Annotated in this window: 22 protein-coding genes and 2 pseudogenes; 13 read left to right on the plus strand and 11 right to left on the minus strand. The window is 72.9% G+C overall.

Annotated features, from left to right (window positions below; genetic code table 11):
- Nucleotides 1–138: 138 nt before the first annotated feature.
- Entirely contained in the window at nt 139–1,137 is a 999-nt protein-coding gene (gene cydB / locus ACFYPS_RS03645; RefSeq protein WP_354965167.1) for a cytochrome d ubiquinol oxidase subunit II, read from the minus strand.
- Between the two features lie 15 nt (nt 1,138–1,152).
- Nucleotides 1,153–2,565, minus strand: coding sequence for a cytochrome ubiquinol oxidase subunit I (locus tag ACFYPS_RS03650; RefSeq protein WP_354965168.1), 1,413 nt, complete (start codon nt 2,563–2,565; stop codon nt 1,153–1,155).
- 190 nt (nt 2,566–2,755) lie between these two features.
- On the opposite strand from ACFYPS_RS03650, the gene ACFYPS_RS03655 reads away from it, so the two are divergent.
- The 8 genes from ACFYPS_RS03655 (at nt 2,756) to ACFYPS_RS03690 (ending at nt 10,177) form a co-directional block, all read left to right on the plus strand.
- Nucleotides 2,756–3,529: a lysophospholipid acyltransferase family protein gene (locus ACFYPS_RS03655; protein WP_387322819.1), complete on the plus strand. Its 774-nt coding sequence runs from the start codon at nt 2,756–2,758 to the stop codon at nt 3,527–3,529.
- Between the two features lie 46 nt (nt 3,530–3,575).
- Complete coding sequence (locus ACFYPS_RS03660) at nt 3,576–4,160, plus strand: TetR/AcrR family transcriptional regulator (RefSeq protein ID WP_354965169.1); 585 nt, start codon at nt 3,576–3,578, stop codon at nt 4,158–4,160.
- A gap of 58 nt (nt 4,161–4,218) precedes the next feature.
- Nucleotides 4,219–5,178, plus strand: a complete 960-nt coding sequence (locus ACFYPS_RS03665) for an SDR family NAD(P)-dependent oxidoreductase (RefSeq protein WP_354965170.1) — start codon at nt 4,219–4,221, stop codon at nt 5,176–5,178.
- A gap of 283 nt (nt 5,179–5,461) precedes the next feature.
- Nucleotides 5,462–6,031: a hypothetical protein gene (locus ACFYPS_RS03670; RefSeq protein WP_387322571.1), complete on the plus strand. Its 570-nt coding sequence runs from the start codon at nt 5,462–5,464 to the stop codon at nt 6,029–6,031.
- A 2-nt stretch (nt 6,032–6,033) separates the two neighbouring features.
- Complete coding sequence (locus ACFYPS_RS03675) at nt 6,034–7,179, plus strand: NYN domain-containing protein (RefSeq protein WP_387322821.1); 1,146 nt, start codon at nt 6,034–6,036, stop codon at nt 7,177–7,179.
- Between the two features lie 52 nt (nt 7,180–7,231).
- Complete coding sequence (locus ACFYPS_RS03680; protein WP_354965172.1) at nt 7,232–7,999, plus strand: glycerophosphodiester phosphodiesterase; 768 nt, start codon at nt 7,232–7,234, stop codon at nt 7,997–7,999.
- A gap of 16 nt (nt 8,000–8,015) precedes the next feature.
- On the plus strand, nt 8,016–9,407 hold the full coding sequence (locus ACFYPS_RS03685; RefSeq protein ID WP_354965173.1) for an MFS transporter: 1,392 nt from the start codon (nt 8,016–8,018) through the stop codon (nt 9,405–9,407).
- Nucleotides 9,408–9,460: 53 nt separating this feature from the next.
- Nucleotides 9,461–10,177 (plus strand): thymidine kinase, encoded by a 717-nt coding sequence (locus ACFYPS_RS03690; RefSeq protein ID WP_121652894.1) that lies wholly within the window; start codon nt 9,461–9,463, stop codon nt 10,175–10,177.
- Between the two features lie 10 nt (nt 10,178–10,187).
- Here the strand turns inward: ACFYPS_RS03690 and ACFYPS_RS03695 are convergent.
- Both ACFYPS_RS03695 and ACFYPS_RS03700 read right to left on the minus strand, forming a co-directional pair.
- A pseudogene (locus tag ACFYPS_RS03695) lies at nt 10,188–11,410 on the minus strand (low temperature requirement protein A).
- Nucleotides 11,397–11,855 (minus strand): hypothetical protein, encoded by a 459-nt coding sequence (locus ACFYPS_RS03700; protein WP_354965175.1) that lies wholly within the window; start codon nt 11,853–11,855, stop codon nt 11,397–11,399. The pseudogene ACFYPS_RS03695 and the gene ACFYPS_RS03700 overlap by 14 nt, the downstream one beginning before the upstream one ends.
- A 148-nt stretch (nt 11,856–12,003) precedes the next feature.
- Here ACFYPS_RS03700 and ACFYPS_RS03705 point away from each other — a divergent pair.
- The 3 genes and pseudogenes from ACFYPS_RS03705 to ACFYPS_RS03715 form a co-directional block, all read left to right on the plus strand.
- Nucleotides 12,004–13,350, plus strand: a pseudogene (locus ACFYPS_RS03705) (acyl-CoA dehydrogenase family protein); the annotation flags it as partial.
- A gap of 145 nt (nt 13,351–13,495) precedes the next feature.
- A complete protein-coding gene (locus tag ACFYPS_RS03710; protein WP_387322823.1) occupies nt 13,496–13,708 on the plus strand; it encodes a hypothetical protein in 213 nt (70 codons plus the stop codon).
- 87 nt (nt 13,709–13,795) lie between these two features.
- Nucleotides 13,796–14,143 (plus strand): VOC family protein, encoded by a 348-nt coding sequence (locus ACFYPS_RS03715; protein WP_387322825.1) that lies wholly within the window; start codon nt 13,796–13,798, stop codon nt 14,141–14,143.
- A 28-nt stretch (nt 14,144–14,171) separates the two neighbouring features.
- Here the strand turns inward: ACFYPS_RS03715 and ACFYPS_RS03720 are convergent, their stop codons facing one another.
- Together ACFYPS_RS03720 and ACFYPS_RS03725 are read right to left on the minus strand one after the other, a co-directional pair.
- Nucleotides 14,172–15,017, minus strand: coding sequence for an LLM class flavin-dependent oxidoreductase (locus ACFYPS_RS03720; protein WP_387322574.1), 846 nt, complete (start codon nt 15,015–15,017; stop codon nt 14,172–14,174).
- Nucleotides 15,018–15,046: 29 nt separating this feature from the next.
- On the minus strand, nt 15,047–16,045 hold the full coding sequence (locus tag ACFYPS_RS03725; RefSeq protein ID WP_354965179.1) for a tyrosine-type recombinase/integrase: 999 nt from the start codon (nt 16,043–16,045) through the stop codon (nt 15,047–15,049).
- Nucleotides 16,046–16,147: 102 nt separating this feature from the next.
- On the opposite strand from ACFYPS_RS03725, the gene ACFYPS_RS03730 reads away from it, so the two are divergent.
- On the plus strand, nt 16,148–17,203 hold the full coding sequence (locus ACFYPS_RS03730; protein ID WP_354965180.1) for a YafY family protein: 1,056 nt from the start codon (nt 16,148–16,150) through the stop codon (nt 17,201–17,203).
- On the opposite strand, the gene ACFYPS_RS03735 is transcribed toward ACFYPS_RS03730, so the two are convergent.
- The 5 genes from ACFYPS_RS03735 to ACFYPS_RS03755 all read right to left on the minus strand — a co-directional run bounded on the left by ACFYPS_RS03735 (nt 17,110) and on the right by ACFYPS_RS03755 (nt 19,806).
- Complete coding sequence (locus ACFYPS_RS03735; RefSeq protein ID WP_354965181.1) at nt 17,110–17,628, minus strand: GNAT family N-acetyltransferase; 519 nt, start codon at nt 17,626–17,628, stop codon at nt 17,110–17,112. The two genes, ACFYPS_RS03730 and ACFYPS_RS03735, sit on opposite strands and share 94 nt — an antisense overlap.
- Nucleotides 17,629–17,701: 73 nt before the next feature.
- On the minus strand, nt 17,702–18,127 hold the full coding sequence (locus ACFYPS_RS03740; RefSeq protein ID WP_354965182.1) for a DUF6069 family protein: 426 nt from the start codon (nt 18,125–18,127) through the stop codon (nt 17,702–17,704).
- A 75-nt stretch (nt 18,128–18,202) separates the two neighbouring features.
- Nucleotides 18,203–18,679 carry a MarR family winged helix-turn-helix transcriptional regulator gene (locus ACFYPS_RS03745; protein WP_354965183.1) on the minus strand — a complete coding sequence of 159 codons (477 nt, stop codon included), beginning with the start codon at nt 18,677–18,679 and terminating at the stop codon, nt 18,203–18,205.
- Between the two features lie 52 nt (nt 18,680–18,731).
- Complete coding sequence (locus ACFYPS_RS03750) at nt 18,732–19,247, minus strand: DUF2087 domain-containing protein (protein ID WP_354965184.1); 516 nt, start codon at nt 19,245–19,247, stop codon at nt 18,732–18,734.
- Nucleotides 19,248–19,308: 61 nt separating this feature from the next.
- On the minus strand, nt 19,309–19,806 hold the full coding sequence (locus ACFYPS_RS03755) for a MarR family transcriptional regulator (protein WP_354965185.1): 498 nt from the start codon (nt 19,804–19,806) through the stop codon (nt 19,309–19,311).
- Nucleotides 19,807–19,871: 65 nt separating this feature from the next.
- On the opposite strand from ACFYPS_RS03755, the gene ACFYPS_RS03760 reads away from it, so the two are divergent.
- Complete coding sequence (locus ACFYPS_RS03760) at nt 19,872–21,110, plus strand: MFS transporter (protein ID WP_354965186.1); 1,239 nt, start codon at nt 19,872–19,874, stop codon at nt 21,108–21,110.
- Nucleotide 21,111 lies beyond the last annotated feature (1 nt).

Below are 21,111 nucleotides of genomic sequence, written 5' to 3' on the forward strand. Positions count from 1 at the left end.
GGGGGGGGGGGGGGGGGGGGGGGGGGGGGGGGGCGGGGGGGGGGGGGGGGCCCGCCCCCCCCCGGGGGGGGGGGGGGGGGGGGGGCCCCCCCGCCGGGGGGGGGGGGGGGGGCCCCCCCCCCCCCCCCGCCCCGGCGGTCAGTGCTGCGGGATGTTGGCCACGCCGATCCGCTTGCGGAACACCCAGTAGGTCCAGCCTTGGTAGGCCAGCACGACCGGGGTGAAGATCACCGCCACCCAGGTCATGATCTTCAGGGTGTAGGGGGTGGAGGCGGCGTTGGTGGCGGTCAACGTGCCCGCCGCGTCCAGGGTGGAGGGCAGCACGTTCGGGAACAGCGCCGCGAACAGGGTCGCCACCGCCAGCCCGATCGCCACGGCGGTGCCGGTGAACGCCCAGCCCTCCCGGCGTACCCGGGCGGCGGCGAGGCCACCGAGCAGGGCGAGGGCCGCGCCGACGGCGAGCACGACGGCGGCCGCGCTGGAGCGGATGCTCAGCGTCCAGGCCAGGAAGCCCACCGCGAGCACGGCGGCACCGACGCCGAGGCGCACCGCGAGGGCGCTGGCGCGCTCGCGGATCTCGCCGGCGGTCTTCAGGGCGATGAACACCGCGCCGTGGGTGACGAACAGCGCCAGGGTGGTCGCGCCACCGAGCAGGGCGTACGGGTGCAGCAGGTCGACCAGGCCACCGACGTACTCGTGCTCGGCGTCCAGCGGCACACCGCGCAGGATGTTGGCGAAGGCGACGCCCCACAGGAACGCCGGCAGCAGCGAGCCGACCACGATCGCCGCGTCCCAGCGACGCTTCCAGGACACCTCGGGGCGCTTGTGCCGGTACTCGAAGGCCACCCCGCGGCCGATCAGGGCCAGCAGGATCAGCAGCAGCGGCAGGTAGAAGCCGGAGAAGAGGGTGGCGTACCACTCGGGGAAGGCGGCGAACATCGCGCCGCCGGCGGTGATCAGCCACACCTCGTTGCCGTCCCAGACCGGGCCGATCGTGTTGATCAGGACCCGTCGTTCCCGGTCGTCGCGGCCGAGCACGGGCAGCAGCATGCCCACGCCGAAGTCGAAGCCCTCCAGGATGAAGTAGCCGGTGAAGAGCACGGCGATGAGGAGAAACCAGATGGTGGTGAGGTCCACGGCAGGCTCCGGTGATCAGTAGGCGAAGGCGAGCGGACGCTCGGCGTCGTCGGTGTCGTCGGACGGGGGCGTCTCGGTGACGTCGGGTACGCCGGCGCGGGCGTAGCGCAGCAGGAGCTTGACCTCGATCACCGCGAGGGTGGCGTAGATCAGCGTGAAGGCGGTGAACGAGGTGAGCACCTCGGCCAGCGAGACGCTGCGGGACACGCCGTTGCGGGTGAGCATCTCGCCGAAGACGATCCACGGCTGGCGGCCCATCTCGGTGAAGATCCAGCCGAAGGAGTTGGCCAGCAGCGGCAGCACCGGCATGACCATCCCGGCGCGCAGCAGCCACCTGCTGGTGGGCGTGCGGCCCTTGCGCTGGCTCCAGAGCACCAGCAGGGCGATCGCGGCGGCGGCCATCCCGAAGGCGATCATGAAGCGGAAGCTCCAGTAGGTGACCGGGATGATCGGGGTGTAGCTGCCGGCGCCGTACTGGGTGGCGTACTGGGCCTGGAGGTCGTTGATGCCGTGCACGGTGCCGTGGGGGTCGCCGGTGCCCAGGTACGACAGCAGGTACGGGATCTTGATGGCGAGCACCTCGCGGCTGCCGTCGAGGCTGCCGACGGTGAGCACGGAGAACGAGGCGGGGCTCTCGGTGGTGTAGAGGCCCTCGGCGGCGGCCATCTTCATCGGCTGGACCTCGGTCATGATCTTGCCCTGGATGTCGCCGGTGAACAGCACGGCGGCGGAGGCGACCAGGACCACCCAGGAACCGAACTTCGCAGCGAAGCGGTAGGCGCCGGTGTCGGCGGAGTCGCGGTTGCGGATCAGGTGCCACAGGCCGACGGCGGCGACCAGCGACCCGGCGACCAGGAACGAGCCGGCCAGGGTGTGCGGGAAGGTGATCAGGGCGACCTTGTTGGTCAGCACGGCCGGGAAGTCGGTCAGCTCGGCGCGGCCGGTGTCCGGGTTGACCTTGTAGCCGACCGGGTTCTGCATGAACGAGTTCGCGGCGAGGATGAAGTACGCGCTGAGGTTCGTGCCGATCGCGGCGGCCCAGATGCTGGCCAGGTGTGCTCGCTTGGGCAGCCGGTCCCAGCCGAAGATCCACAGGCCGATGAAGGTGGATTCGAGGAAGAACGCGACCAGCGCCTCGATGGCCAGGGGCGCGCCGAAGATGTCGCCGACGAAGCGGGAGTAGTCGCTCCAGTTCATGCCGAACTGGAACTCCTGCACGATGCCGGTGACCACGCCCATCGCGAAGTTGATGAGGAAGAGCTTGCCGTAGAACTTGGTGAGCTTGAGGTAACGCTCGTTGCCGGTGCGGTGCCACAACGTCTGCAGGATCGCCACCAGCACGGACAGGCCGATGGTCAGCGGAACGAAGAGAAAGTGGTAGACGGTGGTGACACCGAACTGCCATCGGGCGACGTCCAACGCGTCCACCTGGAACCCCCAGCCATGTCGTACTACGAGACGTAGTAAATACTACTGCTCGTCGTAGAGGAGCGGGCAGGGTCGGGCGGCCCGAACCGGCCCGGGACCAATGACCTTGATCACCCGGGCCGCCGGGCCCGGCGGCAACCGGCCGACCCGCCCTCGCGGCACCGCTCGCGCGTGCGACGATGGCGCGCTGATGGACACCGCGCACTCCCCCTGGCAACCGCCGCTGATCTGGCGCGCCGCCCAACTGCTGGCCCGAGCCCTGGTCGGCCTGGTGGCCCGCCTCGAGGTCACCGGCGACGTCCCCGCGCACCTGCGCCGCGGACCGCTGGTGCTGGCCGCCAACCACATCAGCCCGTTCGACCCCGTGGTGATGGCCGCCGCCTGCCAGACCCGCGGCATCGCCCCCCGGATCATGGCGACCGCCGGGCTGTTCCGCGCCCCGGTGTTCGGCTCCCTCATGCGCCACGCCGGGCACATCCGCGTCGACCGGGGCACCGATGCGGTGCACCGGGCCCTGGAGGCCGCCACCGCCGCCGTCGCGGGAGGATCGGTGATCCTCATCTACCCGGAGGGGCGCATCAGCCTCGACCCCGGCATATGGCCCGAACGCGGCAAGACCGGCGCCGCGCGGCTCGCCCTGGCCTGCGCCGCCCCGGTCATCCCGGTCGCCCAGTGGGGCGCCCACGAGGTGCTGCCCTACCGCGCGCCCCGGGGCATGCTGCGCGGCGTCGCCCGCGCGCTGTGGCGCCGTCCGGTGATCCGGGTGCACTTCGGCGCACCCATCGACCTGCACGAGGCAGCCGCCAGCGGCCCCGGCGCCGCCCGCCGGGCCACCGACCAGATCATCGACGCGCTCACCGACAGCCTCGCCCCGCTGCGCCCCGACGAACCCGACCGGCCTCGACACATCGACCCCAGCCGCCCGAGCGACCCCAGCAGGTCCCACCGCCGCCGGCTCGGATGACCTGACGGGTTAGACAGATTTCCGAAACCTGTCTACGCTGTCTAACGTGAGCAGCGTGGAGATGGAGCACGAAGACCCGAAGCGCGCCGCTGTCCTTGCAGCGGCGGTCGGGGTGTTCGGGCGCTACGGGTTCCAGAAGACGTCGATGGAGGCGGTCGCCAAGGCGGCCGGCATCTCCCGGCCGGGCCTGTACCTGATGTTCCCCACCAAGGAGCAGCTGTACCGCGCCACCATGCAGGGCGTCATGGAACGCGCCCAGCAGGCCATGCAGGCGCGCTTCGGCGACCAGGCGCTGAGCTTCGACGAGCGGATCGTGGCGGGGCTGGATGCGCTGATGGGCCCGTACATCGACACCCAGGTGGCCCGCGACCTCAACGAGCTGCTCGAGAACAGCGGGCCCCAGTTGGGCTCGATGTTCCACGACTACCAGGAGCGGGCCCGGGCGGCACTGCGCGCCCACGTCGACGCTCTCGCCCCGCCCGGCCTGCTCGACGGTGGCCTGACGGCGGACGACGTGATGGACCTGCTCTTCTCCGCCGCGTTGACCTGGAAATCGACCTCGGCCACCAGGGACGAGTTCCGCGACCGGATCCGCCGGGCCCTGCGGCTGATCTGCCGCGCCGCGGGCTGACCCGCCGCCCACCCCACCGCACCCTCACGCTGCATCCCTGCGTCCAAGGAGTTCCGAAATGTCACGAATCATCACCCCTTACTCCGCCCGGTCGACCGCCGCTGAGGTGATCGGCGGCGTCGACCTCAGCGGCCGGCGGGCCGTGGTCACCGGCGGCGCGTCCGGGATCGGCCTGGAGACCGTCCGGGCGCTGGCCAACGCCGGCGCCGAGGTGACGCTGGCCGTCCGCGACACCGTCGCCGGCGAGCGCGCCGCAGCCGACATCACGGCGGGCGGGGCGCACGGCGCGGTCCGGGTCGCCCGGCTCGACCTGGCCGATCGCACCTCCCTCGACGCCTTCGTCAATACCTGGACGGGCCCGCTGCACATCCTGGTCAACAACGCCGGCGTCATGGCCCTGCCGGAGCTGACCAGGACCACCGAGGGCTGGGAGGCCCAGTTCGCCATCAACCACCTCGGTCACGCCGCGCTGACCCTGGGCCTGCACGACGCGCTCGCCGCTGCGCAGGGCGCCCGGATCGTCGTCGTCAGCTCCTCGGCCCACCAGCAGTCCCCGGTCGATTTCGACGACATCCACTTCACCGACCGGCCCTACGAGGCCTGGTCGGCGTACGGCCAGTCGAAGACCGCGACCATCCTGTTCACCGTCGCCCTGGCCCGACAGTGGGCCGTCGACGGGGTCACGGCCAACGCCCTGCACCCCGGCGGCATCATGACCAACCTGCAACGGCACCTCGACGACGCGCAACTGCGCTACGTCGGTGCGGTGGACGAGCAGGGCAACCGCCTGGAGGTGCCACCAGGCTGGAAGACCCCGCAGCAGGGCGCGGCCACCTCGGTCCTGCTGGCCGCCTCCCCCGAGGTCGACGGCGTGACCGGACGCTACTTCGAGGACGGCAACGAGGCCCTGGTCATCGCCGAGCGGGCCGACGGCATGAGCGGCGTGCTCCCGTACGCCATCGACGACAAGAACGCCGAACTCCTCTGGGACGAGACGATCCGGCTCCTGCGGCGCTGACCGGGTCGGCGGTGCCGGCCGGACAACTGACCGGCGAGGCGGAGTTCACGGAGACCGGGCATGCCCGCGCCCCGGACACCCCGCCTTCCACGGCCCCCGGCGGCCACCCCTTTCCGCGCGGCACGTGCGCTTGGCGTCGGTTCCCCTGGCTGAGGGATGCGGCTGGCTCGGCGGGGGGATGAGGTCGCCTGGGCATGTGGTGATGCTGGTTCACGTCAGCCAACCGCTTGCTCAAAGGAGTGACATGTTCATCTCTGGTTCGCGTACGACGGTGTTGGGGGCGGTGGCAGCCGTGGTGGTCGCGGCGTGGCCCTCGGTGGCGTGGGCCCAGCAGTCCGAGCCGAAGACCGCCGCAGCCGGGTGGTCGGTGGTCGCCGGGATGGGACATTTCGTGTACGACGAGCCCAACGTGGTTAGGCACCGGATCTGGTTCGGCGTCTCGGCGGTTTCGGCCGCGGACGGATCAGCGCACGGCCAGTTCCTTTACCGGCACGAGCGAGCGGACGGCACACTAGTCGCGCAGGGACGGGCCGACGTGACGTGTCTGAAGGTCGCCGGGAACGTCGCGTTGTTCACCGCGATCGTGCCGGAGGGCGAAGGGACGGCGAAGAACCACGGCTACTACGTGAAGATTATCGACGGCGGGACGCGGCCGGATGTGATCGTCGACGCTCAGGCGCAGAACGGGACCGAGCGGCCACCCACACACTGCCTCGATCCCGAGACGGACCTCCCTCCGGAACTCCCCCAGCGGCCCCGGTACCCGGTTCTCACTGGCGGATATGCCGTGTATGGCGCTGAGCAGAGCCAAACGGCCGCCGAGCTTCCCGACGCCGGAGACCGGGCCCGGTGACCATGCTGTGGCTCTGGTGGAGGCACTGGCCGACCTGGTCCGGATACGCCGCCGCGGGCTTCTCGCTGCTGTACGGCGGATTGGGGCTGTACTGGACGGCCGGAGGTGACGGGTTCCCGTTCGCGCCGATCGACCCGGCACGCGCGTCGGGGTCCATCCTGGAAGGCAGCCGCGCCGAGGTCGTCGCCCCGGTCATCGCCGCGCTCGGGCTGCTCGGTGCGGTCGTCGCGTGGATCATGACGCGGCGCGCCCGGCCTGGTCACCTGTCGGCGGCGCTGGTTGTCTTCGGATGGGTGGCGGCGGTCGGGTTGACCCTGGTCATCCCCGACTACACCATGATCGTCCTGGTGGCGTTCGCGCCGCTGCTGTTGGTCTTCGCCTTCACCGGCGTACCAGGTGACCAGGGCGGCATCGGTGACATCCTGTACTGGCACCGGACGAACCTGATCATCGTGTTCGTCGGCGGCCTGCTGTGGGCCGCTGCCACCCTCGCCTACCAGCGGCGGGTCCGGGCCGCCTGCGCACACTGCGGCCGCCGCCACGGAGACGGCCGTGGCCCGTCACGGCAGACGCTGCTGCGGTGGGGCCGGTGGGCCGTCGCGGTCGCCTGCCTTGCGCCGTTGCCCTACGAGGTCACCAGGATCGCCTGGTACCTCGGCTATCCCCTCGGCATCAGCCGGGACTTCCTGCGGATGATGCAGGACACGCCGGGGATGCTTGAGGTCGGGCTAGGCTGCGCGGTCGCGTCGGCGCTGGGGGGTGTGCTCACCCACGGTCTGGTGGCCCGATGGGGGGAGGTTTATCCCCGCTGGATCTGGTTCAAGGCCGGCAAACGGGTCCCGCCCGCCCTCGCCGTCGTCCCGGCGTCGATCGTCGCTGTGACGATCATTCCGGCTGGCCTGATGTTGCTCTGGACAAGCGAAGCCCGGGGCACCTGGGCCCTGTACGTCCCGAGCCTCTTCTGGACGGTGTGGGGGGCCGGACTCGGCGCCGCCACGATCGCCTACCACCTGCGCCGGCGGGGCGCCTGCCACCGCTGCGGGCGGGGCCACCAACCGGGCCCGGCACCAGAGCCGCCAGGCGACGAACCAGCCGCCGGACGGCAGGTGCTCGACGAACTCCCTGACGCCCCCGTGGCACGGGCCTGATCTTCGCCGACAGGTCACCCACGATCCATCGGCGGCGGGCATACTGCGTCGCGTGCTGACCCGATTCGGCTACCTGGACGCGCCCGGGCCGCTGGCGTTCGCCCACCGCGGCGGCGCCGCCGAGGGCGACGAGAACACCACCGAGGCGTTCGCCCGTGCCGTCGGGCTCGGCTACCGGTACGTGGAGACCGACGTGCACGCCACCGCCGACGGGGTGGCGGTGATCTTCCACGACCCGACGCTGCGCCGGATCACCGGCGAACCGGGGCGCATCGCCGACCTGCGCTGGGCCGACCTCGCCTCGGTACGCGTCGGCGGGGCCGCCGTCGTACCCCGGCTCGACGAGGTGCTTGGCGCGTGGCCGCAGGTCCGCTTCAACGTCGACGTGAAGGCTGACGGCGGCGTCGAGCCGACGGTGGCCACGGTGACCCGGGCCGGCGCCGGCGACCGGGTGCTGCTCGCCTCGTTCAGCGACGCCCGGCTGACCCGGCTGCGCGCCCTCACCGACGGGCGGGTCGCCACCAGCCTCGGCATGCGCGGGGTGGCCCGGCTGCGCCTGGCCTCGCTGCACGGCCGCCGGCTGCGGCTGCCCCCGTCGGTGGTCGCCGCACAGGTGCCACCGCACTACGGTCGGGTGCCGGTCGTGGACCGCCGGTTCCTCGACTACTGCCACCGACTCGGCCTGCAGGTGCATGTCTGGACGATCGACGAACCAGCCCAGATGCACGACTTACTGGATCGTGGCGTGGATGGCATCATGACCGATCACGTCGGCGTGCTGCGCGACGTCTACCGCAGCCGCGGCCACTGGGCCGCCTGACCATCAAGGACCCCCGATGGCCTCGACCGTGACCCCCACGGTGGACGACACCCCGCCCCCGGCGAGCACCCGCCGCGAGCGGCGCGGCTGGTACATCTACGACTGGGCCAACTCCGCCTTCCAGACCACCGTCATCACGGTGTTCCTCGGCCCGTTCCTCACCACCGTCGCCGAGCTGGCCGCCGGCTGCGAGCTGGGCGCGGACAGTTGCGACGGCTACGTGCACCCGCTGGGCATCCGGGTGGCCGCCGGCTCGTACTACCCGTACCTGATCTCGCTGTCGGTGTTTCTCACCGTGTTCGTGCTGCCGATCATCGGCGCGATCGCCGACCGGTCGGCGCACAAGAAGCGGCTGCTCGGCGGCGCGGCGTTCACCGGCGCCGGCGCGACCATGGCGATGGCCTTCGTCACCGGCGACCGGTACCTGCTCGGCGGGGCGCTGTTCCTGGTCGCCAACATCTCCTTCGGCGCGGCCATCGTGGTGTACAACTCGTTCCTGCCACAGCTCGGCGGCCCCGACGAGCGCGACGGCATCTCCAGCCGAGGCTGGGCGCTGGGCTACCTCGGCGGCGGCCTGCTGCTGGCGTTCAACCTGGTCGCGGTCACCCTGCTCAGCGAGGACGACAACCCGCAGCGCACCCTGGACCTGGCCCGCTGGTCGATCGTGTCCGCCGGCGTGTGGTGGGCGGCGTTCACCCTGGTGCCGCTGCGCTGGCTACGTGAACGCCCCACCGCGGCGGCGCTGGCCCGCGGCGGCAACGTGCTCACCGACGGGTTCCGGCAGCTCGGCCGCACCCTGCGTGAGGTCAAGGCGTACCCGCTGACGCTGTTCTTCCTGCTCGCGTTCCTGGTCTACAACGACGGCATCCAGACCGTCATCACCCTCGCCAGCCAGTACGGCACCGAGGAGCTGCGGCTGGAGCAGAGCACCCTGATCATCACCATCCTGCTGGTGCAGTTCCTCGCCTTCGGTGGCGCGCTGAGCCTCGGCGCGCTGGCCCGGCTCATCGGCGCCTGGAAAACGGTGCTGCTCAGCCTCGTGCTCTGGACCGGTGTGATCATCGGCGCTTTCCGGCTGCCCGCCGAGGCGCCGGTGCCGTTCATGGTCCTCGGCGCGGCCATCGGCCTGGTCCTGGGCGGCAGCCAGGCGCTGAGCCGGTCGCTGTTCAGCCAGCTCATCCCGGCCGGCAAGGAGGGCGAGTACTACGGCTTCTACGAGATCAGCGACAAGGGCACCAGCTGGCTCGGCCCCCTCGCCTTCGGCCTGGTGTTCCAGCTCACCGCCTCCTACCGAGTGGGCCTGGTCTCCCTCCTGATCTTCTTCGTGGTCGGGTTCCTGCTCCTTCTGGCCGTGCCGATCCGCCGGGCCATCGTCGCGGCCGGGAACACCCCGCCCCGGGTGCTCTGACCCCGCCCGCGCCGGGCTGATCGGCCCTGGTCGATCAGATAGGCTGCCCGACCGTGACCGACGACGCCGCTGCCGCCCCGACCTGCCTGGCCCACCCGTTCCCCGGCCAGCCGCACGCTCCGGCCGGGTGCGCGGCGGCGCGGGGGCTCGACGGGCGTCCGGTGCACGCCGCGGCGTTGAAGTTCTTCTGGGGGCCGATGGACTGCGGCAAGTCCACCATGGCGCTGCAGATGAACTACAACCACGCCCGGCAGGGCCGGCGCGGGCTGGTCACCACCCGCATCGACCGGTCGCTGGGCCCACAGGTCACCACCCGCATCGGTCTGGCGCACGAGGCGATCGAGGTCACCGACGACCTGGACCTGCGGGCCCTGGTCCGGGGCCGGTGGGCCGAGGGGGAACGCGTCGACTACCTGATCTGCGACGAGGCGTGCTTCTACACCGTCGAGCACGTCGAGCAGATGGCTGAGCTGGTCGACAGCTACGACGTGGACGTGTTCGCGTTCGGCCTGGCCACCGACTTCCGGTCCTGCCTGTTCCCCGCCACCCAGCGGCTGTTCGAGCTGGCCGACGAGGTGGCCCGCATCCAGGTCGAGGTGCTCTGCTGGTGCGGCCGGGAAGGGCTGCTCAACGCCCGGGTGGTCGACGGCCGGGTGGTCCGCGAGGGCGCGCAGGTCGTCATCGGCGACACGGTCGACACCGCCGAGGTGCGCTACCAGGTGCTCTGCCGGCGGCACTACCGCAGCGGCGACCTCGGCCCCCGCGACTGACCAGCAGCGGTCACGCCCGGTCGTCTCGGGCGGCTGCCGCGGCCCGGCGCTCTCCGCCGGCCCGGCGTCGGTCGACCAGGATGACCGCGACGGTCACCACCAACGCCGCCGCCGCGCACACCGCCACCGGCGCCTCCAGTTCCACGCTCACCGGTACGAGTGCCAGCAGCAGCGCCACCGCCCCGATCCGGCTGGTCGGCCGGGCCCGCCACAGCACCGCCCGGTAGGCGGCGTGCCCGGCGAGGAACAGCGCCGGACCGCCCAGGATGAACAGCGCGGCGACAGTGTCGGCGGGCGCGCCGGGCTCGTGCAGCAGCCGCTCGTCGCCCGCCGAGGTGACGACGATGCCAGCGACCATCACCGGGTGCAGATAGTTGAACGCCACCCGACTCAACCCGCCGGTGCGCTCACCGGCGCGGACCACGACCTCCGTCGCCGCCGAGGCCGAGCGGGCGAAGTACACCCACCACAGCGCCACCGACCCGGCGAACGCCAGCACGAACGCCCCGGAGGTCACCACGCTCAGCTGCTGCGCGAGGGTGCTCCCGGTGACCAGGATCGACTCGCCCAGGGCGATGAGGATGAACGCCTGGCACCGCTCAGCCAGGTGCCCGCCCTCCACCTCCCACCGCTCGGCGCGGGTACGCCCCAGACCGGGCACGGGATACCCGATCGACAGGCCAACCACGTCACACACGATCGCCGTCGCCCACAGCGCCTCGCGGACACCCTCGCCACCCAGTCCTCCGAGCACCACAGCGCCGACGTCCCGGCGAACCACGGCAGCGTCTTCTGAAACCCGTCGACCAGCAACGGATGGCCCCGCACCGCCCACAGCGCGAACAGGGTGCGGCCCACCTGCACCGTCACGTACACCAGGGCGAAGAGCAGGCCGGTACCGGCGAACGCCCCGGGGATCGCTGCCGACAGCAGCAGGCTGCCCAGCATCAGCCCGATCAGGAGTGCCCGCACCGGCGCCCGGTCCGGGTGCAGCCAATTCGTCACCCAGGCGGTGTAGACCCACACGAACCAGACCAGCGCCAGCAGCAGCGCAGTGCGGGCGGCGCCACGCCAGTCCGCGTGTTCGATCAGATAATGCGCCAACTGGGTGATGGTGAAGATGAAGACCAGGTCGAAGAAGAGCTCCGTCGAGGTGGTCGGCTCCACCCCCCGACGCTCGCGTAGCAACCAGGGGCGCACCGGCCTCGCGACCGGCGGCTCAGAAGGGGTCACCGCAGACCCGCCAGTCCCCGCCCTCGCGGACCACCGGCAGCCGCCGTTCCTCGCTGAGCCCGCCGTCGCGGGTCAACTTCACTGTCACCGTGCCGTGCGGCCGACCGCCACTGGTCGCCACCGACACGTCGGTGATCTCGTAGTCGGTCACCATCGGCGGCGTACGCACCCAACTGGTGAAGCCGATCGCGCTCCATCGGCTGCGGGCGTCCGCGCAGAGCCGCTCGTACGCCCCGTCGCTGTCGCCGAGGGTCACCTCGCTCAGGAAACCGTCGGCGGTCTCCCGGATCGGGCCGGCGGCCTGGCGTACGGTCTGCAGGTTCCAGGAGGCCAGCCCGGCCACCCCGACGCAGCACAGCGCCACGCCGATCCCGGCGAAGGCCAGCCCGGTGCGCATCGGGCGGTGCCGCCGGGCCGGTCGGCTGTACGGCTGGCCGGCACCCACGACTACCGACCGTAGAGAACTCCGTCACAGTCGAGCACGACAAGTCGGAAACTGGGTGCGACCGGTGGGCTGCTGTGCCCTGTTCCCGGCGGCCACGGATCGTCTACCGTCGTCGCACACCCCCACAGCAGTGCCAGGGAGCCGATCGATGAACCGCTTCGTGCAGCCGGTACCACCCCCCTCCGACCCGTACGCCGGTGACGCCCTGCTGCGGTCCTGGCTGGAACGCCACCTCGGCCCGGACGGGCACGCCGCCGCGAAGGGGCGCCTGGCCGACCTGGCCGCCGACGTCACCGGGCCGCTGCGCGCCGCGCACGCCGACGCTGAGGCGCACCCGCCGACGCTGGTCCGCTACGACCCGTGGGGCGCCCGCGTCGACCGCATCGACACCTCCGCCGGCTGGCAGGCGCAGCGTGCCGCCGCCGCCCGGCACGCCGTGGTCGCGCTGCCCTACCTGCCGGACGCGCGCGGCACCTGGGGTGCGGCCGCGCGGGTGGTGCAGCACGCCCTGCTGCACCTGTACGGCCCGGAGTCGGCGACGTTCTCCTGCCCGGTGGCGATGGCCGACGGGGCGGCGGCGCTGCTGAGCCTGCCCGATGTCGACGCCGGGGTCCGCGACGCGTGGCTGCCCCGGCTGATCTCCACGGACCCGGCCACGGCCATCACCAGCGGGCAGTGGATGACCGAGTCGCAGGGCGGTTCTGACCTGGGGCGCTCCAGCACGGTGGGTCGGCCCGCCGCGGACGGTTCGTGGCGGCTGACCGGGGAGAAGTGGTTCTGTTCCGCCGCCGACGCGGCGATGGCGGTGGCGCTGGCCCGCCCGGAGGGCGCCGGCCGCGGCAGCCGCGTACTCGCCCCGTTCCTGGTCCCCCGGTACGCGGCCGACTCGCCCCTGGCCGACGGCGCCGCGGCGGACGCGCCGGCGCCGGGCGTCACCGTGCACCGGCTCAAGGACAAGCTCGGCACCCGGGCGCTGCCCACCGCCGAGATCGGCCTGCACGACGCGTACGCCGTGCCGCTGGGCGACCCGACGGTACCCGGCCTGGTCCGGGCGATGACCCTGGTCGTGGTGACCCGGGTGCACAACGCCGCCGCGGCGGCCGGGGGGATGCGGCGCGGGCTGGCGTACGCCCGGGCGTACGCCGACGCGCGTCACGTCGCCGGCGGCGCGCTGGCGTCCTCGCCGCTGCACCGGGCCACCCTGGGCACCCTCGCGGTCGACGCGGCGGGTGCGTTCGCCCTGGCCGGGCATTCGTTCGCGCTGCTCGGCCGGGTCGAGGTCGGCGGCGACCCGGCGGCCGCGGCGGAGCTGCGCATCGTGGCGCCGCTGGCGAAGCTGGCCACCGGCCGGCTCGCCGTCGGTTCCGCCAGTGAGTACGTGGAGAGCTTCGGCGGGGCCGGTTACGTGGAGGACACCGGCGTGCCCCGGCTGCTGCGCGACGCGCAGGTCCTGCCGATCTGGGAGGGCACCACCAATGTGCTCGCCCTGGACGTGCTGCGCGCGTTGACCCGGGAGGACGCCGGGGCGCCGCTGCTGAGCCGGCTCGCCGCCGCCGTCGATCTGGCCCGGCCACTGTCACCGGGCGCTGGCCGACACGCTGGCCACGACCGCCGCGCAGCTCCGCGACACCATCACCGCGGTGACCGCCGACCCGGGGGCCGAGGCGGTGCTCGCCGGTGCCCGCGGCCTGGCGCTGCGACTGGCGTACGCGCTGACCACCGCGCTGCTCGTCGAGCACGCCGCGTGGGGCGACGAGCAGGCGGAGTTGGCGGCCCGGCTGTGGGCGCGGCGTTGGCTGCGGCACGAGGAGATCGCCGAGGACGCGCACCACCACCTGGACCTGCTCTGCTGAGCGGGCGAGAAACACCGGCGTACCTGACACTGGTTGGCAGGTACGCCGGTGCAGACTGCCAGCATGACAACAACCGCCGACCTCGCCATGGTCAACCTGGACAGCTCCGACCCGGCCGCGCACGCCGCGTTCTACCACCGGGCCCTGGGCTGGGAGATCACCCACAGCCAAGCCGAGTACGCCATGATCAAGGGCGGTGGCGTTTCCATCGGCTTCGGGCTGGTCGAGGGATACCGGCCGCCGTCCTGGCCGGACCCGGCTGGTGGTAAGCGCTACCACCTCGACCTCTACGTCGACGACCTGGCCGCGGCGGAGAAGGAGTTCGTCGAGGCCGGCGCGTCGAAGCCTGAGTTCCAGCCCGGCGGCGACGGGTGGGTGGTGCTCATCGACCCGATCGGGCAGCCGTTCTGCATCTGCCCCCGCCCGCAGGGCTGAGCACCCGCGCCCACGGCCGCGCGGCGTGTCAGCGCAGCGGACCACGGGCGACGGCGGCCCGCATCGTCGCCGCGTCGCCGACCGGGACGTACTCCAACCACCAGGTGGCGCCTGCCTCGGCGAGTTCGCCGAGGTAGGCCCGCTCGGCGCATTCGTCCGGTCGGCGCCTCCGGCCGCCGATCGCCACGTCGAACGGCTGGCCGTCGGCGCGGGTGGGTGGCAGGGTGCCCACCAGCTCGCGTACCTCATCGGGGGTGAAGTCGGACCACCCGTCGGTGTCGGTGAGCTTGTAGGGCACGATGCCGTCGGCGCGGGCCGCCCGCCGCCGCACCGACCCGGCCTGGGTGCTGCCGCCGACCCAGACCGGCACCCGGGGCGACTGCACCGGCGGCGGCCGCAGCGCCACCGCGTCCGCGCGGTAGTGGGTGCCCTGGTGGCTGACCGGCGCTCCGCTGAGCAGCCCGGTCAGCAGGTCGAGACCCTCGTCGAGCATGGCGGCCCGGACGGCCACCTCGGTCGGCTCGCCGAACGCGGCCAGGCCTCGGTCGCCCGGGTCGCCGACGCCGACCGCGACCGTGGCGCGCCCCGCGCTGAGGTGGTCGAGGGTGAGCACCTCACGGGCCAGCTTCGCCGGGCGGCGCCGGGGCAGCGCGGTGACCGTGGTGCCCAACCGCACCCGACCGGTGCTCACGGCGATCGCCGTGAGCACCAGCCACGGGTCGTAGGTGGGCGGGTCGTCGCCGGAGTAGTGGACGAGATAGTCCTCCAGGAACACCCCGTCCCACCCGGCGCTCTCGGCGAGCTCACCCAGCTCGACCAGGGTGGACACCGTGACGGAGGCGCCGCCGCAGGGAAGCTCCAGACCGTGTCTCATCCATCGACCGTATTGCGGGGGTACGACCCTCAGCCGCGGCGACGGGACCGGGCCGCCCACACCACGTACGCCGGGTCGCGGTCGAGGTTGTGCCGGTCGCGGTCGTAGCGGCGGGTGGTACGGGGGTCGGCGTGGCCCATCGCGTCCTGCACGTCCTCCAACGGGACGCCCTCGGAGCGGGCGGTGGTGGCGAAGGCGTGCCGCAGCGAGTGTGGTGAGAGTTTCGCCCAGGCCGGGATGCCGGCGGCCCGGGCCAGCCGGCGGACCATCCGGAACACCGAGTGCCGGTCCAGCCGGGCGCCGTTGGCGGTGACCAGCAGCGGCCCGGTCAGCTGCGGCACCGGCACGCCGGTGGCGGCGGCCCGCTGGGCCAGGTAGGCGTCCACCGCGTACCCGGTGCCGGGGGTGAGGGCACGTCGGCGCTGCTTGCCGCCCTTGCCGACGAAGCGCACGCTGCGGTGCCCGCGCTCGGTGCCCAGGTCGGTGAGGTCCAGTGAGATCAGCTCGCCGACGCGCAGACCCAGGTCGGCCAGGAGGGCGATCGCGGCCCGGTTGCGGGCGGCCGTCGGGCCGGTGTCGGCGTCGGCCGCGCTGAGCAGCGCGTCCACCTCCTCCGGGGTGAGCCCGACCGTGGCGGAGTGGTCCCGGTCGACGCGGGGCCGGTCCGCGCCTGCGACCGGGTTGGCCGGCACCGCGCCGAGCTTGACGAGGAAGTCGTACCAGCTGGACAGCGCGGAGAGCCGGCGCGCCACGGTCGCCGGGGTCAGTGGCCGACCACTGCGCGCGCCGAGGGTGGACTCCAGGGCACGGGCGTATTCGTTGACGTGCAGGAAGTTGGCCCGCAGCGGATCCAGGTCGCGGCCGGTGCACCAGCTGAGCCAGCCGGTGACGTCGCGCCGGTAGGCGTCGCGGGTGTGCGCGGACAACCGGCGGTTGCGCAGCCACGCCTCGGTGACGTCGACCGGCCCGCCGGGCAGGGCCGGTCGGGCTGTCGGGCGGGCGAGCACCGGAGCGTCGGAGGACACCATGTGAAAAACACTCTCAGCTCGGGGTGGGTTGGCCGGGAAGGCGCGCCGAGACCACCGGCCCCGGTCGGTGTCGGGGCGCGGCGGGCCGGCTACCGTCGGGCGGTGCGTGCCAGTCGGCTGGTCTCCCTGCTGCTGCTCCTGCAGACGCGGGGGCGGATGACCGCTGCGGAGCTGTCCGAGGCCCTGGAGGTGTCGGTCCGGACGGTGTACCGGGACGTGGAGTCCCTGGGCGCCTCCGGGGTGCCGGTGTACGCCGAGCGCGGCCCGGCCGGCGGGTACCGGCTGCTCGACGGCTACCGCACCCGGCTGACCGGGCTGACCGCCGGTGAGGCCGAGGCGCTGTTCCTGGCCGGTGTGCCTGGCCCGGCCGCGGAGCTGGGCCTGGGGTCGGTGCTGGCCACCGCGGAGCTGAAGTTGCGGGCCGCGCTGCCGAGCGACCTCACCGACCGGGGCGGGCGGATCCGGCAACGGTTCCACCTGGACGCGCCGAGCTGGTTCCGCGAACCCGAGCCCACCCCGCACCTGGCCGCCCTGGCCGGCGCGGTGTGGGAGGACCGCCGGATCCGGGTGCGCTACCAGCGGTGGCAGCAACCCCGGGAGGTCACCCGCACCCTCGACCCGCTCGGCGTGGTGCTCAAGGCCGGCCGGTGGTATCTGGTCGCCGCGGCGGCCGGACAGGTACGCACCTACCGGGTGGGCGCGATCCTGGACCTGACCGTGCTGGATGAACCCGCCGACCGGCCGCCCGGCTTCGACCTGGCGGGCTGCTGGCAGGAGCACACCGAGCGCTACGAGAGCAGCGTCTATCGCGCCGAGGCACGGGTGCGGATGACCGTGGCGGCGCTGGCGCGGACGGTGCACCTCTTCCCGCCGGCGATGAGTCGGGCGGCGCGCGACGCCGCCGGCGCTCCGGACGCGGACGGCTGGTTGGTCACCACCGTGCCGATCGAGTCGGTCCGGCACGGCCACGTCGAGATGCTCAAGCTCGGCGCGCAGGTCGAGGTGCTCGCACCGGCCGAGTTGCGTGAGCTTGTCGCCGGCACCGCGCACGCGCTCGCCGCGCTCTATCCACCGACCCCCGGCACGGGAGAGCCGAGCTGCTTCTCGAACCAGTGCTCGGCGTACGGGCCGTGCGAGAACGCCGGGATCTCGACGTAGCCGTGCCGGGCGTACAGGGCGCGGGCCTCGACCAGGTCGTTGCGGGTGTCCAGCCGGATCCGGTCCACCCCGGCCGCCTGAGCCCGCTGCTCGACGGCGGCCAGCAGCGCGGCGCCCCCACCGGCGCCGCGATGTGCGGGGCGGATGAACACCCGGGTCAGCTCGGCCCAGCCCGGCTGCCACCGCAGCCCGGCGCAGCCGGCCAGGTCCCCACCGCGGTGGGCGAGCAGGAGCAGGCCGGACGAACCCGCCAGGTCGTCGTCGGGCAGTTCGGCCAGCGCCAGATCAACCTCGCCGGGCAGCGCGGGGCGGCGGTGGTAGCGGACCACCATCTCGGTCATGTACTCGCGGAGCAGCAGTGTCGCGTCGGGCTGGTCGGGCTGGACTGCGGTGGTCACCCAGGTGGGTTGGAGTGTGCTGGTCACCTGTCGATCATCAGCACCCGGTCAACGCGTTTTGTCCACCGTCCGGACCGGACCGGCGTCTGCGGCCCGGACGCTACCGACGGCGACCTGGAAACAGGGCGATCAGCACGACAGCCACGGCCACGTGCATCGCGCCGAGGGCCAGCTTGGCACCAGCGGTGGCCTCGGTGCCGAGCAATGGGCCGAAGGACAGCAGGGTCACCAGGACGGCCAACGAGATCCAGATGAGGCGGGCGGTGCGGGGGAAGAACCGCTCCAGCAGGGCCAGCGTCGCCCAGCCCAACAGGGCCGCGCCGAGGGCGATCCCGAAGATCTCGCCAAGCCCGATGACCAGGGCGGGTTGCCCCGGGCTCTCGACGGTGTAGTCGACCCCGGCAGCCTCGCCGATTCCCCAGATGGCCAGGCAGGCCACGACGGCTGCGGCGACGCCGAGGGTGCGGCGGCGCAGTGCCGACGTGGTGGCAGTGGTGGTGACGGATGGTTCGGCGGTCGCGCTCATACGGGCTCCTCGGTCAAGGGGACGAACGAGTGCGACCGTATCAGATAGTCCCGGACGAGACTATCTTCTTCGGGATTAGCAACCGGAGCGACCGCCGGGCGCGTACGGGGAGGAGCGGGCCAGCGGACCGTTCACCAGCGCGGTGAGCGCACGCAGGAAGGCCTCCCGATCCTGCTGGGGCAGCGTGGCGAGGAGCTCGTCCTGGATGCGCCGCACGACATCCTGCGCCCGCTCGAGGACCTGCTCGCCTGCCGGCGTCACCGCGACCAGCCGGGCCCGTCGATCCGACGGCGCTGGGCGACGTTCGGCGAGCCCGGCCCGCTCCAACTGGTCGAGGGTGACGACCATGGTGGTCTTGTCCACCCCGCACCGTTCGCCGATCTGCCGCTGGGTCAGGTCCCCGGTACGGGCCTGCGCCAGCACGTAGTGCGCCCGTGGTGAGATGCCCAGCTCGGCCAGGCCGGCGGCGTGCTCGGTCTGGAGCGCGTGACTTGCCCAGGAGAGCAGGAACAGCAGGTCCGGCGGGCCGTCGGCGGGCGAGCAGGAGGTCATGCAGGGAGGCTAACAACATGCTCCGCGACGGGACGGTTCGCGGGCCGGACGATCAGGATCGTTGGTAGATGCCGTGCTCGCGGATGAGGAGCTGCTCGTCGATGAGGTAGCGGCGCAACGTGGCGTGGTCCGACCCGCCGGCGGCGCACCACGGCTTGAGCGCCTCGTCCACGGCCCGCTCCGGGTAGCGCGTTCCCGGCTCGAACGACCGTTCCGCAATGTGCGCCAGCAGGACCCGCCGCCGACCGCGTTGCGCCGGCAGGCCCACCAGCACACCGGAGCGCAGGAACGTCCGCAGCACCGGGTCGTCGGCCGGCTCGGCGTCGTCCGCCTGACGACGCTCGCGCGCCGACGCCAGCAGCGACACCTCGTCGGCCACCAACGCTCCGTCAAGGCCCGTCACCAGGCCCGCGTCGGTGAGCCGGCGGACGCCGGTGAGCACCGCCCGCGGCGGCAGGCCGGTCCGCTCGGCGATCTGGGCCGCGCCGGCCGCACCCAGCACGATGGCCGCGAAGACCCGCCGGCGTCCGTCGTCGGCCAGGGCCCCGGCCAGAGCGTCCGCTGTCATGCCGGTCACCCTTTCATCGACGGTACGCCGACCGCCAGGCGATTTTCCGGTGCGTCCGGGCTCAGGCGGCCGGTTGCTCGGCGACGAGCAGCACCCGGCGCAGCAGGTCGGAGAGCAGCCGCCGCTCCGCAGGGGTGAGCGCGTCGAGCAGCCGGTGCTCCTCGGCGCCCCGGACGTCCATCGCCCCGTGCCACGCCGCCCGGCCGGCGTCGGTGAACTCCACATCGACCCTGCGCCGGTCGACTGTGGACGGGGTCCGCCGCACGAAGCCGCGCTCGACCAGGCTGTCGACCCGCGCGGTGATCGAGGCGGGCGCCATCGCCAGATCCGCGGCGAGTTCCGAGGGCGCGGCACGTCCCTGCCGGCCGGCGAGCGCGTGCAGCGTGTCGTACTCGTGTGCTGGCAGGTCGAAATCCACCAGGACCCGCTCCTTCACGGTGCGCAGGTGACGGGTCAGGACGCCCATCCGGGTCACCGCCCCTTCGACGTCCGGGTCGAGGTCGGGCAGGACGGGCAGCCAGCGCTCGACGTGCCCGTCGACGGAGTCGTGGGTGCTCATCGCCAGAGCTTACCGCACCAAAATATTCATTGCCGAAATATTCGATGCCGAAGTACCTTGGATCGGTGACCTCTCCTCTGCGCACCCGCTCCTTCCGGCTGCTGTTCCTGGGCCGGACCGTCTCCGCGGTCGGCGACGCCGTGGTGCCCGCCGCCCTGGCCCTGGCCGTACTGCGGGCCACCGGTTCGACCGGCGCGCTCGCCGTCGTCCTCGCCGCGGCGATGGTTCCCCGGCTGCTCCTGCTGCCACTCGGCGGCGTCGTTGCCGACCGGTTCGACGCCCGCCGGGTGGCTCTGCTGGCCGACCTGGTCCGCTGCGCGACCCAGCTCGCGGTCGGCGTGGAGCTGCTCGGCGGCGAGCCGTCGCTGACCACCGTCGTGGTGGCCTCGGCGCTCGGCGGCACCGCCTCGGCGTTCGCCATGCCGACCGCCTCCCCGCTGGTGGCCGGCACCGTCGAACCGGCCGCCCGGCAGCGGGCCAACGCCCTGATGGGGATCACCGCCAACACCAGCCGGCTCGCCGGCCCGGCGCTGGCCGGCGCACTCATCTGGGCCGCCGGACCCGGCTGGGCGTTCATCATCGACAGCGCGTCGTTCGCGCTCAGCGCCACGCTGCTCGCGCTGGTCCGGATCCGGCACGTGCCGGTGCCCCGCCGCTCCGTCGTCGCCGACCTGCGGCACGGCTTCGGCGAGGTGCGAGCCCGCGACTGGTTCTGGACCAGCCTGATCGGGCATGGCGTGTGGAACGGCGCCGCCGCCGTCCTGATGACCCTCGGGCCGGCCATCGCCATCGACCGCCTCGGCGGCGAGGCCACCTGGGTGCTGCTGTTGCAGGCCGGCGCGATCGGCATGCTCACCGGGTCGCTGCTGGCCGGGCGGATCCGACTCCACCGGCCGGTCCTGCTGGCCAACCTCGGGCTGGCCAGCTACGCCGCGCCACTGCTGCTGCTCGCCGTCGCCGCGCCTGCCCCGGCGGTGATCGTCGCCTACGGGGTCGCCTTGACCGCCCTCGGCTATCTCAACCCGGTCTGGGAGACCGTCGTGCAGCACCAGTTCCCGCCCGAGGTGCTGGCCCGGGTCACCTCGTACGACTGGCTGGCGTCGCTGGGCGCCGTGCCGCTGGGTTACGCCCTGGCGCCCCTGGCCGCGGACACCTTCGGGGCACCCGTACCGCTGGCCGTCGCCGGCCTGCTGGTCCTGGCCGCCTGCGCCGGCACCGCGCTGGTCCCCGGCGTGCGCCAGCTCACTTGGCCGGCGACCACGGCACCGCGACCGGTCGAACCCGCCGTCGCCGACGCGCGGTGAG

The sequence above is a fragment of the Micromonospora sp. NPDC005087 genome (assembly GCF_042872965.1).
Classification (GTDB): Bacteria; Actinomycetota; Actinomycetes; order Mycobacteriales; family Micromonosporaceae; genus Micromonospora.